Genomic DNA, 15,810 nt, shown 5'->3' with positions numbered 1-15,810 from the left:
AGCAGACGCCGTTCGCGGAACGAGAACAGCGATGAGTGACTTCACAAATTCTCTACGGCACTCGCTGCGTTGGGCCCAATTGGTCGGGCTGCTGTTGGCATTCGCGCCGATCTGCATGGCGGAAGAAGCCGTCTACGACGTCGGCGTAGCGAAAATCGACGTCACCCCCGCGTATCCGATTCGTTTGAACGGCTTTGGCGGCCGCCGCGACGAGTCGGAGGGGGTGACGCAACGCATTTGGGCCAAAGCGATCGCCATCGGCTCCGACGAGGCAAAGCCGGCGGTGTTGATCACGCTCGACAGCCTCGGCGTTCGCGAGGCGATGGTCGACGAAGTGGCGCGACGGCTCAAAGAAAAAGCCGGGATCGATCGCGATCGCGTCGCGGTGACGTTCAGCCACTCGCACACGACGCCAAAGCTGACCAACGTTTGCGATACGATCTTCAGCTCGCCGATTTCCTCCGAACACCAAGCCCACATCGAACGGTATACGGCCGAACTGACCGATGCGATGGAGAAGGTTGCGCTGGAAGCGCTAGCCGATCGCAAACCATCGACGCTGTCGTGGGCGGTCGGCAAGGTCAGCTTCGCGGTCAACCGCCGCACGCCTGGCGGCCCCGTCGACCACGACTTGCCGATCCTGGTGGTAAAGTCGGCCGACGACGGCGCCGTTCGCGCCATCTATCTGAGCTACGCCTGCCACTGCGTGACGCTGTCGGACAATAAGATCAGCGGTGACTGGTCGGGCTACGCGCAGGAGGCGGTCGAGCGAACGCATCCCGGCATCATCGCCCTAGTATCGATCGGCTGTGGTTCTGATTCGAATCCTGCCTCCGGAGTGACGGGGAGCAACACGGCAGCCGCGGCTGACCAGGGGGCGCAAATCTGCGACGAAGTTGACCGACTGCTGGCTGGGACGCTGAAGCCGGTGAGCGGCGAACTGACTGCTGCGTTGTCGCACATCGACATCCCGCTAAATCCGGTACCTGTTAAAGAAGAATTGGAGAAGCTCGCCGCTGCCGGCGGGGCGCCGGGGTACAACGCCGAGTATCAGCTGGCGAAGCTGCAGCGCGGCGAAGAACTGCAGGCAGCGCTCGACTACCCAGTGCAGACTTGGGCATTCGGCGACTCGCTGGCGATGGTCTTCCTGGCAGGCGAGGTTTGCGCCGACTACTCGCTGCGGCTGAAGGCCGAGCTCGATCCTGAGCGCATCTGGATGCACGGTTATTCGAACGACTTCTGTGCATACATTCCCTCCGAGCGGCTGCTGAAGGAGGGCGGCTACGGCGGTGGCGCCGAGGTCGTGTACTTCGCACTGCCGAACACAATCGCCACTGGCGTCGAAGAAAAAATCATTGGGCAAGTCCACGCCCAGATTCCGCCGCAGTTCGAAGGTGCGGGACCGCGTAAGCAAGTGAGCGCGCAACCTTGGCCGCTAGAGGAAGCGGTCGCGTCGATCGTTCCGAAGCCCGGCTTCGTGGTGGAAGTTGCCGCGGCCGAACCGCTCGTCGCCGATCCGGTGGCGATCGACTTCGGTCCCGACGGCAGGCTGTGGGTGGCGGAAATGCCCGACTACTCGCGGTTCGCCGATGAGGATTTTAAACCGAACGGCAGCGTGCGCGTGCTGACCGACGGCGACGGCGACGGCAAGTACGACGAAGCGAAGACATTCGCCGACGGCCTCCGTTTTCCGACAGACGTGAAATCGTGGCGGAACGGCGTGATCGTGTGCGATGCACCCGATGTAATCTATCTCGAAGACGCTGATGGCGACGGCAAGGCCGACGTCCGCAAGGTGCTGCTAACCGGATTTGAAACGCACAATGCGCAAGCTCGCGTGAACAGCTTGCGGTGGGGGCTCGATAATTGGCTCTATGGTTCGTGCGGCCTGTTCGGCGGAATGATTAAGACGAGCAGCGGACGCGAGATTCAACTCGGCGGCCGCGACTTTCGTTTTCATCCAGATTCGGGCGAGCTAGAGCCTGTAACGGGTTCCACGCAGCAAGGCCGCACGCGCGACGACTGGAACAATTGGTTCGGCTGCGACAATTCGTCGTTGATCCATCACTATCCGCTCGACGATCACTACCTCGCACGAAACCCCCACATCGCTCCGCCGGCGACGCGCATATCCGTACCGGGAGGCCCTGATCCGAGTGCGCTCCATCCCATTGGCGAACCATCAATCTTCCAACTTTCGGGTCCCCCGGGCCGGCCGACGGCGGCGTGCGGACTCGATATTTACCGCGACGAACTGCTGGGGAGCGAGTTCTCCAACAACTCGTTTGTTGCCGAACCGGTCAACCAGTTAGTACACCGCCGCATCCTGTCGCCGAACGGCGCGACCTTCACCGGCGCCCGCGCGGCCGACGAACCCGACGTCGAGTTTTTAGCATCGACCGATCCTTGGTTTCGGCCTGTGCAAATTCGGACCGGACTCGACGGTTGCCTGTACGTCGTCGATATGCACCGTGCGGTCATTGAGCACCAGAAGTTCATTCCAGAAACACTGGCGGAACTCGACGTCACCGCTGGCCGCGAGCAAGGGCGAATCTTCCGCGTTCGCCGTGCCGACGTACCGCCGCGGCCGACCACCCGCCTCGATCATCTGAATGCCGCGGGGTTGGCGGCGGCAATTGATTCGCCGAACGGACCGCTGCGCGACCTGGCGCAGCAACTGCTATTGCAGCGTCACGCGACGGAAGCGGCGCACGCGCTGAAGCAGCTTGCTCAGAAAGCGGCGCGGCCGGCCGTACGGCTGCAAGCGCTGTGCACGCTGGATGGTCTGGGCGAACTTGACGTACCGGCGATCTTGGCAGCGCTGGCCGATGGCGATCCCGCCGTGCGGCGCCACGCGATTCGGTTGAGCGAGCCGATGTTGGCAACCGCCCCTAACGTGCTCGATGCGTTGCTCGCACTGGCGGACGATGCCGATCCGCAGGTCGAACTGCAGCTAGCTTACACGCTGGGAGAAACGCAGGATCCTCGCACCAGCGCGGCGCTCGCCAAGATCGCTCTCCGCCAGGCGGCTGAGCCGACCATTCTGGCCGGCGTCTGGAGCAGCGTGAATAGCGAGAACGCGGGGCAGGTCGTCGAAGCGTTGTTCGCGCAATCGCAAGGTGAGACGATTCCCGACAGCGTCTTGAAGCCATCGATCCGATTGATCGCAGAACTCGGCAGCGACGCTGATGTTCTCGGAGCCGCGAAATCGCTTGGCGGTAAAGAAGGCGCTGCGGAGTTAGCGAGTTGGCGTTTTGCCGCCGCTGCGGAGTTGCTGGAGCAATCACGACGGCGGAGCGAAGCTGCGAACGGGCTGCAGAAGCAGTTTGCACCGCTGGCCGATCAAGCGCGCACGATTTTGGAAAACCCGCAAGAAGAAGCCGCCAGCTTGGCGGCGTTGAAAATGGTGGCGGCCACCGGCGTCGACTCCGATGAGTTGCTGGAACTGCTCACGCCGCTGCTGGAGCCACAACACTCGCCCACAGTTCAGCAAGCCGCGATCGAAATGATCGCTGCCATCGGCGGCGATGCGGCTGCCGAGACGTTGCTGTCGCCGTGGCGCGGTTACACGCCGGCCGCGCGGTCGCAAGCGTTCGACGTGATGCTGGGTAGCGCCGATCTCACGGGTCGCCTTCTGAGCCATCTCGAAGCCGGTACGATTGCCGTCACCGATCTCGACGCCTTGCAACGCCAGAGACTAGCAAACCACCCTGCCGAAGAGCTGCGCGCCCGCGGAGCCGCGATCATGGCCTCGGGCGTCGATCAAAACCGCGACAAGATCGTGAAGGAGTACATCGCCGCCGTGGCCGCCAACGGCGAGGGCGACGCCGGAAGCGGACGCCAAACCTTCGCAAAATATTGCTCCAGCTGTCATCGGTTGGAAGATCAAGGGCACGAGGTCGGACCCGACTTGGCTGCCCTTACCTCACGAGCTTCGGCCGCTCTCATCGAATCGATTCTCGATCCTAACCGCGCCGTCGACGAGCGATTCCGCAGTTATTCGGCGCTCACCGTCGACGGACTTGCCCATGCCGGCATCATGACAGGTGAAACCTCCACCAGCATTACCCTGACCGAGCAACAGGGCAAGCAGCATACGCTGCTGCGTACTGACCTCGATGCGTTGGAAAATACCGGCAAGTCGCTCATGCCCGAAGGGCTGGAGAAAGATCTCGCACCCGCCGCTGTGGCGGATCTGCTGGCGTACCTTAACTCCGTCGGGCCGCCTGCGAAGACGGTCGAAGGCAACAATCCGAAGCTGATCGCTCCCGACTACGACGGCACACTCTGGTTGCTCGCCGAGCATTGCCACATCTACGGCGCCGGCATCACGTTCGAAAAGCCGTTTCGCAACATCGGCTACTGGCATGGTCGCGACGAGTACGTCACGTGGCAAATCGATGCTCCCGCCCCCCAGGAGTACGAGGTCTACCTCCACTGGGCCACAGTCGATGACACGGCGGGCAGTTCGTACATTTTAGAGGGAGGAGAGAAGCCGGTGACTGGCCAAGTCGCGGGCACTGGCAGTTACAGTCGCTTTCAAACGCAACGCATTGGGCGCATGAAACTCGTCGCCGGCAAGCAACGCTTGATCCTTCGGCCAGACGGACCGTTGAAGACTGCCAACTTGATGGACCTGCGCGGCGTCTACCTCACGCCGGTGGGCGTGCCGGCCGATCGCGCTATCTCCGGCGATCCGCCGCAAGGGGGCGAGGACGCCGCCACGGCCATCTCGAAGCTGCTCGACGGGCTGGCCGTCGGCCAGCCGGAAGAATATGAGCGGATCCCGGCTATCTGGGAGCACGCGATCGCCGCTGGGCGCCGCAATCAGCATCACGAATTGCTGCGCGTGATGGACCTCGCGTTGCCCGGCGACGGCGAACCGCTTGCCGACTGGCAAGCAGTCGTTATTGGCGGCGGGGTCGTGAACGGCGTGAGCCAAGCCGGTGCATGGCCGAATCAACGACTAATGGAACTGCTGAAGGAGCACCCTCAATTGCAAGCCGAGTGGAATCGCACGATGACGCTGGCGGCTCAGATGGCCGCCAACGAGCAGGTTCATGGAGGCACAAGGTACGATGCGCTGCGAATTCTTGGCGCCGGTAGTTGGGAAACTTTTGGGCCAGACCTCGTTGAGAAGCTCTCGGTCGAGACCAGTCCAGAATTGCAAATGGGTTTGGTTAGCGCTCTTGCCGACATGGACGCCGATGAAGTCGGCGGCGTCTTAGTCACTGCACTCTCCTCCATGACCGATCACAATCGAAGTCTGGCTATTGAGGCGTTACTCCGCACGCCGGGACGGGCAGAAGTTCTCCTCAACGCAGTGGATAGCGGCAAAGTAGCGCCAAATTCCGTGGCGAACGATATTCTTGAACGGGCGAAAAGCGTTGCGAAGAATGGACCGCGGAACCCGTGAACTTCACGGTCGCCGCGACAAAGTAGCGAGAACGCGGCTCAGCGCTCTGTGGCGTTCGCTTAGCAGATCAGATCGACGAATGTTACTTCGCAACGCGACTTGTTGTTCGTACTAAGGACACTCACAGCAAGTCGATAAGGATGGCGGCGATCCCCTACGTCCGAAGAAGCGTTCGATCAGATTGCGGCTTCTTCAGCCCTGCGCCTGCACGTCGACGCTAGATTTTAGATAGACCTTCCTCTTGGCACGCGCTACTTACCGCCGGCTCTGTCGACTCGTCCGCTTCGAAGTTGAGTTTTGTACTTCCGTCGAACGCGACGTAAGCCCGCCGCCAGGGCTGATCGTTGACTAGGCGCCACTTATGGCCCGACCCGGTGACGTCGGTCGCCACCAATACATCGCCCGGAAGAATCGTGAAGGATTCTCCGGTTTGAGTGACGAACTCCAATTCGCCGGCGAGCGTCAGCACGTACTGCGTCGTGGGCGCATTGTGCCAATCGAGCGACGAGTATGGCGGCGACTCCGCCCACATCACCGACTTCGCTGCGGTCACTTCGCGTTCGACTAGACGGCCGCGCTGAACATGCGAGTGGCCGTCGCGCCCGGTGTAGAGGTAGTAGGCTCGTAGCATTGTGGAATATCGTTGATCTGAAGGACCGCAGCCGTCTCGGCCCGCACTTTCCGGCAAAGCGCGGCATTGTCGATGAGCGACTGACCGTAAGAGGGAATCATCTTCTTCAAGCGATCGGCCCAGCCGCCGCTGGCGAGCTTGTCAGCGAAGCACTTCTCGATCAGGCTGACCATGATCGCCACTGCGGTCGAAGCGCCAGGCGAAGCGCCGAGCAGGGCGGCAAGCGAGTGGTCTGCCGAGGAGACGATCTCGGTGCCGAATTGCAGAATGCCGCCGTGCGTCGGATCTTTCTTGATGATCTGCACACGCTGTCCGGCGACTTCTGGACGCCAATCCTTCTCGTCGACCTGCGGATAGAATTCGCGGAGCGCCGCGAAGCGCTCCGCGGAACTCTCTAGCACCTGGCCGATGAGGTATTCGGTCAGGGCCATGTTGTCGCGACCGACGGCCAAGAGCGGCAGAATATTTTCCGGATCGATCGAGCTGAACAGGTCGAGGTACGATCCGTGCTTCAAAAACTTGGTCGAGAAGCCGGCGTAGGGCCCGAACAGCAGCGACGTCTGGCCATCGACATGCCGCGTATCCAGATGCGGCACCGACATCGGCGGCGAACCGACCGAAGCCTTGCCGTACACCTTGGCCAAGTGACGCGAGACGACGGCTGGATTGTCGCAACGCAGCCAAATGCCGCTCACTGGAAACCCGGCGTACCCCAAGCCCTCGGGAATTCGGGATTTTTGCAGCAGCGGCAGCGCGCCGCCGCCGGCGCCTAGAAACACGAACTTTGCTTGAACGATCCGATGCTCGCCAGTTTGCTCATTACGGATGTCGACGCACCACACGTCGCCCTCGCGGTGCAGATTGGCCACGCGGCTGTGGTAGTGAACGGCAAATCCTTCCTCAGCGCTTAAGGCGTCGATCAGCGTGTTAGTGAGGGCGCCGTAGTCGACGTCGGTGCCGGTCGCCATGCGAGTCGCTGCGACGGCTTCGCTCGGATCGCGCCCTTCCATCACGAGCGGAATCCACTCAGCGATTTCCTGTTTGTCGGCGGTGTACTCCATCCCTTGATAGCAGTGGTGGGCAGAGAGCGTCTCGAAACGTTTCTTCAGGAACGCCACATTGTCGGCGCCGCGCACGAAGCTGCAGTGGGGTACCGGATGGATGAAGGTCTGCGGATCTTTGATCGCTCCCTTCATCACCAAGTAGCTCCAGAGCTGCCGGGAAAGGTCAAACTCCGTGTTGACCATCAGCGCCTTAGAAATATCAATGCTGCCGTCGCTGCGGGGCGGAGTATAGTTCAACTCGCAGAGCGCCGCGTGACCGGTTCCGGCGTTGTTCCAGGCGTTCGAGCTTTCTTGCGCAGCGCTGCCCAGCTTTTCAAAAAGCCCGATCTTCAGACTGGGTTGCAGCTCCTTCAAAATCGTCGCTAAGGTGGCGCTCATGACGCCAGCGCCAATGAGGACGACGTCCAACTGATCTTGCGAGGGATTATTGGATGAAGTCATCGAATATTTTTGGTTTGAAGGACATCCCTAGTGCGGGAAGCTGCGAAGTCGGGCTTGGCCGGGCCGGGCAAGGCGGGAGTTTCTCATCGTGTCGACGAAGCGTAGGTCGCGACGAACGCCAGCCACGGGCGTTGCGTTTGCTCGCTCCGTTTAGTCTAGTTGGCTTATTCCGGTCATAAGACCTGAAAGGATCGCCGTCGCCGTCGCCGTCATGCTAACGAAATTCGTTGGATGCGCCGCTAACGCCGCGAAAATCGGCAGAAATGGAAGTTCGGCCGAGCGCGTGACTTCGGAATCGTACAGCGCTAAATCTGTAAGGCGGCAGCGTGCCGCGCCAAATCAATCCTACGTCGACTTGGTCGAGTCGGACCTTTGATCGCCAAGGACCTCCTTCGCGATCAAAATGGCATTCGTCGCCGCTGGAAATCCGCAGTAGGCGATCATTTGCGTGATCACTTCAACAATTTCTTCAGGCGCGGCGCCGCAATTGAGAGCGCCCTGAATGTGGATTCTTAGCTCGGCTGAGGCATACCCTTGCACGGTTAGGGCGGCGATCGTGCAGAGTTCACGCGTCTTGTCGTCGAGCACGTCGCGCGTGTAGAGCTCGCCGAAGGGAAACTCGACGTTGACCTTGGCGAACTCAGGGGCGATTTCCTTGATGCTGCTAATCCACTTGTCGGCGGCGGAGCCGAGGTGCCGACGCATCTCCTTCATGCCTTTGTTGTAGAGCGCGCTGGACATCGAGATTTCTCCAATCGGTGGATGCAAATTGTCAGCGGAGCATTAGTGCCCGCGGTGCGGATCGGTCGACTCGAACAGCGCCATGTTATCCTGGTAGTCGATCGGCACATCGATCAACACGGGCCCCGGCATGGCTTGAGCCTTTTCGAGTGTGGGCAAAATTTCATCGGCGCTTCGTAGCGCGAAGCCATGGGCGCCAAAGCTCTCAGCGAACTTAACGACGTCGATGCCGCCAAAGTCGATGCCGTAAGTGCGGCCGTACTTCATTTGTTCTTGCGCGGCGACCATGTTGTACGAGCCGTCGCGCCAAATGAAGTGCACGAAATGTAGCTTCTCGCGGACCGCCGTCTCCAACTCGGTCGCCGAAAACAGAAACCCGCCGTCGCCTGAGATCGAAATCACCTTCTCGTTAGGCCGGGCGAGTTTCGTCGCCATCGCCCACGGCAGCGCAACGCCCAACGTCTGCTGTCCGTTGCTGAACAGCAAATGCCGAGGCTGGTAACAATAGAGATGGCGGGCCAGCCACATGTAGTGGGAGCCGATGTCGCTGACCACCGTCGTATCGTCGTCGATTGCCGATTGCAGATCGTGGATGAATCTGAGCGGATGGACGGGCGACGCGGCGTAACGCTGCGCGTCTTTCAGTCCCGCATCGAGTTCCGCACGCAGCGAAGCGACGAGCGCTGCATTGGCGACGCCTTTCTTCTGGGGTAAGACGGTCGTGATCGCATCGAGCGTCGTCGCCACGTCGCCGGTGAGCTCCAACACGGGGTGATACCTATGGCCGACGACCATTGGGGCGGCGTCGAGGTGAATGATCGCCAATCGCCCTTCCGCGTTCCATACTTCGGGATCGTACTCAACTGGATTGAAGCCAACCGTAAACACTAGGTCGCACGCGGCGAGCAATCGATCGCCCGGTTGATTGCGAAACAATCCCACCCGGCCGGCGAAGTACTTGGCCAACTCCCGCGACAGCGTGCCGGCGGCCTCAAAGGTTTCAACGGTGGCCAACGGAAACTTCGCGAGCAACCGCCGCACGGCGGCGGCGTTGGCCGGCGTCGACGCTGCAGCGCCGAGCAGCAGAACAGGTTGCTTCGCCTGCTGGAGCAGCTTCACCGCCTGAGCAATCGAGGAGATCGCGGCTGCACCGAGCGGACTGACGATTTCCGCTGAAAGGCCGTAGTCATCGACGGACGCGAGCGCGACGTCCTGCGGCAGGCTGATGAATGTGGCTCCGCCAGGCGAACGGGCGGCGATGCGGAACGCGTTCGCGACGATTTCAGGAATGCTTTCCGGGACGTCGACCTCGACGCTGCTCTTGGTCACAGGCCGGGCGAAGTCGACGTTGTTCAAATTTTGGTGCGTCTGCTTTAGCTTCATGCTGCGTGAGACGGCGCCGCCGATCGCAACGAGCGGATCGCCTTCGGTGGTGGCGGTGAGCATGCCAGTGGCAAGATTCCCGACGCCCGGCCCCGAGGTAACGAGCGCCACGCCGGGCTTCCCGGTCAACCGGCCGATGCACCCCGCCATGAAGGCGGCATTCTGCTCATGCCGACAAACGATCAGCCGCGGCCCGCTATCAGCCAATGCGTTGAACACCGAGTCGATCTTCGCGCCAGGAATGCCGAAAATGTACTCGACTCCCAATCGCTCGAGGCTGTTGACGAGCAGTTGGGCGCCGGTGATTTGCCCAGCCATTGCTAACACTTCCTTGTTCGCTGCGCAACGTTCACGTTGGGTACGCCGTCACTCTCCCGATACTAGTTCAGTGATTATAAGGTTCCTGCATCTTTCCAAACAGCGGACTTTTGCGCGATGCTCAGGCGGCTCTTTAGCCAAAAAGCCGTTGCCGTCGGCAGCGACGGTAGTGACTTCACTGTGGTTGACTCCAAAGTCTGTAAGGGTCGTCAAGCCGGCGCATTTCAGAGAGAAGCAACGCTTCCAACTCGGATAATTTGTTAGAGTAACGCGGGTCGCTGCACAAGTTTTTTTGTTGCGGCAGCGGCATGGAGCCAGCCGATCGTTCAATCTCCGCTAGTTGATGCTCTTCAAGTAATTCTTCCGGATTCTCCGCAAGATTAAAGAGTTGCGTTTCACGATTCGACTCATCGCCGCCGTCATACTTGATCAGTTTCCAATCGCCTTTTCGAACACAGCGAATTCCCGGCTTCGCTCCCCCGCAGTAGCAGCCGTACTGGACGTCGCGCACCGTATCCTGTTTGCCCTCCAACACGAGTTTCATGCTAAGACCTTCGTTGGTCGCTGGAGTCGCGACGCCAGCGAGATCGCAAAGCGTCGCGAGGATATCCAACAGGTACACGTTCCCCTTCGCCCTCGCGCCCTGCGCAATGCCCGGCCCTTTGGCGATGAAGGGGACGCGCCAGGTATGTTCGTAGAGGTTTTGCTTTCCCATCAGCCCATGCCGACCGATCGCGATGCCGTGATCAGAGGTGTAGATAACGACGGTGTTTTCCAACTGCCCCATCGCCTGCAGCTTGTCGAGCACGCGGCCGATTTCGACGTCGATATTTTCGCTGCACGCGAACTCTCGCCCAATCTCGTTCCTGATGGTGCGCTCATCGCGATTGTTCCAGACGCCGCTAACGTCGACTTCGTCCCGCACATCCGAGTGCGTCGTGTCGAAAGGATGGCGAGGCAGGTAACTGGCGGGCAATGCGGGTTGCTGATTGTTGGCGGGAGGGAGCGACTTCTTGTCCTGATGATTCACTGCACCATATTTCGCGAGCAGTTTCGGCTTCCCGTTGCGCGCGTCGTGGGGGTGGGAAAAGCCGAAGAAGATCAGGAAAGGATCTTGATCATTCGTCTCCGCTCTGGAGTCGAGATAATCCAGCAATTGGTCGCCATGCCAACCGCTGCCGGAATCGTGCGTGCTGCCGCGCTTATTCGCTTCTCTGCGAACGTCAAAGCGTTTGTTCGCGGCGGGATAAGTGTTGCCTTGCTTGCAGGTGTACATCGTGTCGTAGCCGGCGCGGTGGAAGACCGCGGCGAGCGTGTGGTCCGCAATCTCGGGCGGGCAGTGCTTGTTCTCGTCCGGCCCAATCGGAAGATGCCACAAGGTGCGGCCGCACATGATCATATGGCGGGAAGGGGTGCAGACGGCTCCGCAAACGAACCCATGTGGTAGGCGGCGTCGAGGACGATCCCTTCGGCCGCGAGGCGATCCAAATTTGGAGTCTCCAGAGGCGAATCGGGGTTATAAGCTTTGAGTTCGAAAGGAGATTGGTCGTCAACGACGATCAGTAAAATATTGGGGCGCTGGTTGATCGCTTGCGACGTTGACACGCAGCAGCACGCGATTGCGATAGCGATTGCCCACGAGGCTGACGGGATTTGACGAAGCGGGATGGAGAGGTGATTCATAACAACCTTTGATTTCATTTGCGGCGGCTCCTAGCCGGTCTGCCGCCATCGCGCTTCGAGGGCCAGCGCTGCAGGGATCTGTTCGAGCGTCGCCATTCGGTGAGATCGAGCTGAACGGCATTCAGCGCTGCCGTGCTCAATTCCGCCTCAACTCTCTCGATCGCTTCGACCCGCAAGCGCCGCCGGCAGCGGCCGCCCAGGCAGCACGGCAACTACCCGCGATCAACGCAAGCGTCATTGCCGTCGGCTCTGGAATCAAGCTTGTACTTGGCTGCTGCGACTGAACGCCTTGGAACTGTCGTTGCCAGACAAGAAAGTCGGCTCCGTCGATCACCTGATCGCCGTTGGCGTCGCCTTGCGACTGAGTGGCGCCGCTGGCGCCGAAGTGCCCTCGCCAAACGGCCAGGTCGTTGCTGTCGACCACGCCATTCCGATCGAAGTCAGATTCAAGAAATGAAGCTTCCAGCGCCGTAAGCACCAATTTCGGCGCGAACGTCCCGGCGGGGAATTCGCCCAGCGCGTCGCTTTCCAGGCCGGTGGCTTCTTTCGACGCAAAGCGAGACTGATTTCCGCCCGAGTTCGAGCGCTCGAGGATCAAAGTAACGACGCCGGCTTCGGGAGTTCCCGCGAAGTATGTCGAAAGGTTGAGGAAGACGGCCAGATTCGGGTTGTCGAACCGAACGGTTTGACCTTCGCTTGCTCCGGTGAGCGTTAGAACGCCGAGATTGTACATCTGATCGGCAATGAGGCCGCGCGTGCCCGGGTTGGCGTCGTAGCTAAGCCCCGGAGCGTCGGCGAACACGACCGACTGCTCGTCCCAGTCCCAGTTGGCGACGTCGTGCACCAATCCGTAGACTTTGATCTGCTCTGTGCCGCTGGCAGCGCGGAAGGCAGTGAGATCCAAGGCGGCGTCGGCAATCGAGCCAGCCTCAATTTTCGCTAAGTCAAAACGTAGTAGCGAGTACTCGTTTCGAGTGCCCGAAGCGCCGGCCCAACGAGCGTTCAGCGAGGCTGCGGTTCCGTTGCCTGCGCTGCTAACGATGCCTCCATCATTACGATTTTCATCAACCTGGGCGTCGGCGCCGCGACCGTCTGCGGTTGAGATCGTGAAAGGCGCCAAGTTTGCCGACGGGAGTGCGCGCGGCGTTAGCGATTGGAGGTAATTCTCTAAATAGGTATATCCGTTGGGAGCGTAGACCTGGGAGTTGTTCTGAGCAGGATTCAAGCCATTGGCGATGGCCCACGCCTCAGGGATGCCATCGTTGTTGGCGTCGGGATCCGCGACTCCTGCAGGCAAGGCAGGCCAGCCGCCGACTTCATTTTGCGAATCGATCAGTTTCCCTGCTTGGTTGATTACTTGGCGAACAATTCGCAAGTCGACCGGATCGCGAAACTTCGAATTTCCGCCGCGGCTCAGGGTTTGAATGTATGCCTGCCGCGCGCTCACGGTGGCGATCTCCGGCAAGGCGCCTCCGTTTGAAAACCGCGTGGGAGACGACGTGTACGCTCCGTCGACCAAGGCCGTGCCGGTAGCGGGCGTTCCGTCCAGGACGCCGTTTTTATTGGAGTCTCGGTAGTTTCCGCTGAAATAGACCGAGGTGTTCGCCGAATCGGGCTCGAACAGAGAAGCGCCGTTGGTGGTACTCGGGCCGTGAATTCCGTAATTGTTCACAAAGTTCATGTGCAACGTGTCGCCGGTGCCGCTGTACCCGTAACGGCCGCCGGGGTTCTGAATCACGTTATTGACGAAGTCAAAGTACAGCGTCGTATTCGCATTGCCTTGCGCGCGAGGGTTGCGGCTGTCGTTGTCAGCGTAAAGATTGTGATGAAAGCTAATATTGGCCCCGTTAATGAGCGAGCCGTAGCTATGTTCCCCCGAGGCGTGACCGGCGTCCTTGAGAGCCTCCGTGATGTACGACCATTGGACGGTGACGTTATTCGAGTTATCCGTAACGGAGAGGACTTCGTCGACGCTCCACGAAGCGCTCACGTGGTCGATCATCACGTTCGACGACCCCTGAACCCACAACGCATCGGGTTCGTACGTCGGATCCGTCGTGCGCGTGACGACGTCACCGACGCGAAATCGCAGATTTTGCAGCACAACGTCGTGCGTGTTGTAAATCGACGTGCGACGCCCAGCGATTGTAATTCCGCCGCCCGGAGCGCTTTGGCCGGCGATGGTGAGCTTGGGACGAGTGATTGTGAGATTCGACTGAAGATTGATCGTGCCCCCAACCTTGAAAAGAATCGTCCGTCCATTGGCTGGGGCCGTGTCGATCCCGTATCGCAAGCTGCCTAGCCCCAGGTCGTTGAGGTTAGTGACGTAGTAGACGTCGCCGCCTCGGCCCCCTGTGGCGTACATGCCGGCGCCTTCCGCTCCAGGAAATGCGATCAGCTGCGCCCAAGCGCGCGCGGGCATTACGGCAACGGTCATCGCCGCGCAAGCGAGCGCAAAGGATGCGCAAGTCGAGTTTATCTTCATGGCAGGGGTGTATCTAAGTTGAAGGGCTGGTTATAAGTAATTTTGTTGGCGTTGCGACGGCATGCAATCGCGACCTCACCAGTAACTCATCAGCGATCAAACGACGGTATCCGGTCATGAACAGATTGCAATTCGTTTGTTATTTGGCGCTGACGGCGGTTTGCCATCCTGCTCTTCACGCGTCGCAACGCCCGAACATTGTGTTCATTTTGTCCGACGACCACGCCTGGCAAACCGTGAGCGCGTACGGCGAATCGCGACGGCTCGTCGAAACCCCGAACATCGATCGCATCGCGCGCGAAGGGATGCGCTTCGATCGATGCCTGGTCACGAACGCGATTTGCGGGCCAGCACGGGCCACCATTCTTACCGGCAAGTATTCGCATCTGAACGGGTTCTACAACAACGCCAACGGTAGCTTCGACGGCTCGCAGCAAACGTTCCCGAAGTTGCTGCAGCAGGCGGGCTACTCGACGCTTTTGGTCGGCAAGTGGCATTTGAACAGCAATCCCACTGGCTTTACCGACTGGGACATCGTTCAAGGGCAGGGGACCTACTACAACCCAGTGATGATCCGAAACGGCCGAGTACAGCAACAAGAAGGTTACGCGACGGACGTGATCACCGATCACACGATCGAGATGCTGGAGCGGCGCGATAAAGAAAAGCCGTTTCTCATGATGTGCCATCACAAGTCGACGCATCGCGGCTGGGATCCAGCGTTGCGGCACCTGGAAGCCGACGGCAAACGCCAGTATCCCGAGCCTGCGACGTTGTTCGACGACTACGAAGGGCGCGGCGCCGCTGAGCGAGAGCAGGAAATGTCGATCGCCGAGGACATGCAGGGATTTGACGTCAAGCTGTCGGCGCCGGCGACGCTCAACGCCGAACAGCGAGCTGTGTGGGACGCTCACTACGCCGCCCGCATCGAAGAGTTCCGTGGGAACAAGCCGAAAGGCCGCGACTTGGTGCGGTGGCGCTACCAACGCTACATCCACGACTACATTGCGTGCGTCCGCAGCCTGGATGAAAGCGTTGGGAAGCTGCTTAAGTATCTCGACGACAACGGTTTGGCGGACAACACCATCGTCGTCTATTCGTCTGACCAGGGATTCTTTCTCGGCGAACACGGTTGGTTCGACAAGCGTTGGATCTTCGAGGAATCGCTGCGCACTCCACTCGTCGTGCGTTGGCCAAGCGTCGTTGCTCGGAATTCCACGAACGACTCGATTGTTTCGAATCTCGATTTTGCCGAGACGTTCTTGGACGCTGCAGGAGTGGCCGTTCCCGCTGACATGCAAGGACGCAGTTTGGTTCCTTTGCTGCGCGGCGAGCATCCGGCCGATTGGAGAACGAGCTTCTACTACCATTACTACGAGTATCCGGAGCCGCATCGAGTCAACCCGCACTACGGCGTCGTCACGGATCGCTATAAGTTGGTACGCTTTTACGGGACTGGAAATGATTATTGGGAACTGTTTGATCGCGAGGCCGATCCGCAAGAGATGAAAAGCTTCTGGGGAGCAGCCGAATATCAAACGGTGCAGGCCGAACTCACAAAGGAACTTGATCGCCTCCGCCAGGAACTAAAGGTTCCTGCTGTCGATGCCGAAGGCGCCTTCGGCAACTGATCAAGATTCGCGGTCAG

At 60.0% G+C, this 15,810-nt stretch carries 9 protein-coding genes; 2 read left to right on the top strand and 7 right to left on the bottom strand.

Going from position 1 to position 15,810, the window contains the following annotated elements:
* Positions 1-31 precede the first annotated feature (31 nt).
* Complete coding sequence (locus ACQY7R_RS04125) at positions 32-5,416, top strand: neutral/alkaline non-lysosomal ceramidase N-terminal domain-containing protein (protein WP_428304330.1); 5,385 nt, start codon at positions 32-34, stop codon at positions 5,414-5,416.
* 217 nt (positions 5,417-5,633) lie between these two features.
* Here ACQY7R_RS04125 and ACQY7R_RS04120 read toward each other — a convergent pair whose 3' ends face one another.
* The 7 genes from ACQY7R_RS04120 to ACQY7R_RS04090 all read right to left on the bottom strand — a co-directional run bounded on the left by ACQY7R_RS04120 (position 5,634) and on the right by ACQY7R_RS04090 (position 14,099).
* The gene (locus ACQY7R_RS04120) at positions 5,634-6,047 is read right to left on the bottom strand and encodes a hypothetical protein (RefSeq protein ID WP_428304329.1); all 414 of its coding nucleotides are present in this window, start codon (positions 6,045-6,047) and stop codon (positions 5,634-5,636) included.
* On the bottom strand, positions 5,981-7,552 hold the full coding sequence (gene mqo / locus ACQY7R_RS04115) for a malate dehydrogenase (quinone) (RefSeq protein WP_428304328.1): 1,572 nt from the start codon (positions 7,550-7,552) through the stop codon (positions 5,981-5,983). The genes ACQY7R_RS04120 and mqo overlap by 67 nt, the downstream gene beginning before the upstream one ends.
* 345 nt (positions 7,553-7,897) lie before the next feature.
* Positions 7,898-8,293, bottom strand: a complete 396-nt coding sequence (locus tag ACQY7R_RS04110; RefSeq protein WP_428304327.1) for a carboxymuconolactone decarboxylase family protein — start codon at positions 8,291-8,293, stop codon at positions 7,898-7,900.
* 42 nt (positions 8,294-8,335) lie between these two features.
* Complete coding sequence (alsS, locus tag ACQY7R_RS04105) at positions 8,336-9,994, bottom strand: acetolactate synthase AlsS (RefSeq protein WP_428304326.1); 1,659 nt, start codon at positions 9,992-9,994, stop codon at positions 8,336-8,338.
* Positions 9,995-10,169: 175 nt separating this feature from the next.
* A complete protein-coding gene (locus ACQY7R_RS04100) occupies positions 10,170-11,387 on the bottom strand; it encodes a sulfatase-like hydrolase/transferase (protein ID WP_428304325.1) in 1,218 nt (405 codons plus the stop codon).
* A 2-nt stretch (positions 11,388-11,389) separates the two neighbouring features.
* On the bottom strand, positions 11,390-11,599 hold the full coding sequence (locus tag ACQY7R_RS04095; protein ID WP_428304324.1) for a hypothetical protein: 210 nt from the start codon (positions 11,597-11,599) through the stop codon (positions 11,390-11,392).
* A gap of 214 nt (positions 11,600-11,813) precedes the next feature.
* Positions 11,814-14,099: a DNRLRE domain-containing protein gene (locus ACQY7R_RS04090; protein ID WP_428304323.1), complete on the bottom strand. Its 2,286-nt coding sequence runs from the start codon at positions 14,097-14,099 to the stop codon at positions 11,814-11,816.
* A gap of 179 nt (positions 14,100-14,278) precedes the next feature.
* Here ACQY7R_RS04090 and ACQY7R_RS04085 point away from each other — a divergent pair, with 179 nt between their 5' ends.
* Positions 14,279-15,793 (top strand): sulfatase family protein, encoded by a 1,515-nt coding sequence (locus ACQY7R_RS04085; RefSeq protein ID WP_428304322.1) that lies wholly within the window; start codon positions 14,279-14,281, stop codon positions 15,791-15,793.
* The last annotated feature ends 17 nt before the right edge of the window (positions 15,794-15,810 follow it).

Origin of the sequence: Lacipirellula sp., assembly GCF_965279485.1 — a bacterium.
Lineage (GTDB): Bacteria > Planctomycetota > Planctomycetia > Pirellulales > Lacipirellulaceae > Lacipirellula.
This window is presented reverse-complemented; position numbering and strand designations above follow the sequence as displayed.

Excerpts from the sequence above, each read along its gene's own strand:
- ACQY7R_RS04125 (WP_428304330.1), top strand. The coding sequence starts at position 32 with ATGAGTGACTTCACAAATTCTCTACGGCACTCGCTGCGTTGGGCCCAA.
- ACQY7R_RS04120 (WP_428304329.1), bottom strand. The coding sequence starts at position 6,047 with ATGCTACGAGCCTACTACCTCTACACCGGGCGCGACGGCCACTCGCAT.
- mqo (WP_428304328.1), bottom strand. The coding sequence starts at position 7,552 with ATGACTTCATCCAATAATCCCTCGCAAGATCAGTTGGACGTCGTCCTC.
- ACQY7R_RS04110 (WP_428304327.1), bottom strand. The coding sequence starts at position 8,293 with ATGTCCAGCGCGCTCTACAACAAAGGCATGAAGGAGATGCGTCGGCAC.
- alsS (WP_428304326.1), bottom strand. The coding sequence starts at position 9,994 with ATGGCTGGGCAAATCACCGGCGCCCAACTGCTCGTCAACAGCCTCGAG.
- ACQY7R_RS04100 (WP_428304325.1), bottom strand. The coding sequence starts at position 11,387 with ATGTGCGGCCGCACCTTGTGGCATCTTCCGATTGGGCCGGACGAGAAC.
- ACQY7R_RS04090 (WP_428304323.1), bottom strand. The coding sequence starts at position 14,099 with ATGCCCGCGCGCGCTTGGGCGCAGCTGATCGCATTTCCTGGAGCGGAA.
- ACQY7R_RS04085 (WP_428304322.1), top strand. The coding sequence starts at position 14,279 with ATGAACAGATTGCAATTCGTTTGTTATTTGGCGCTGACGGCGGTTTGC.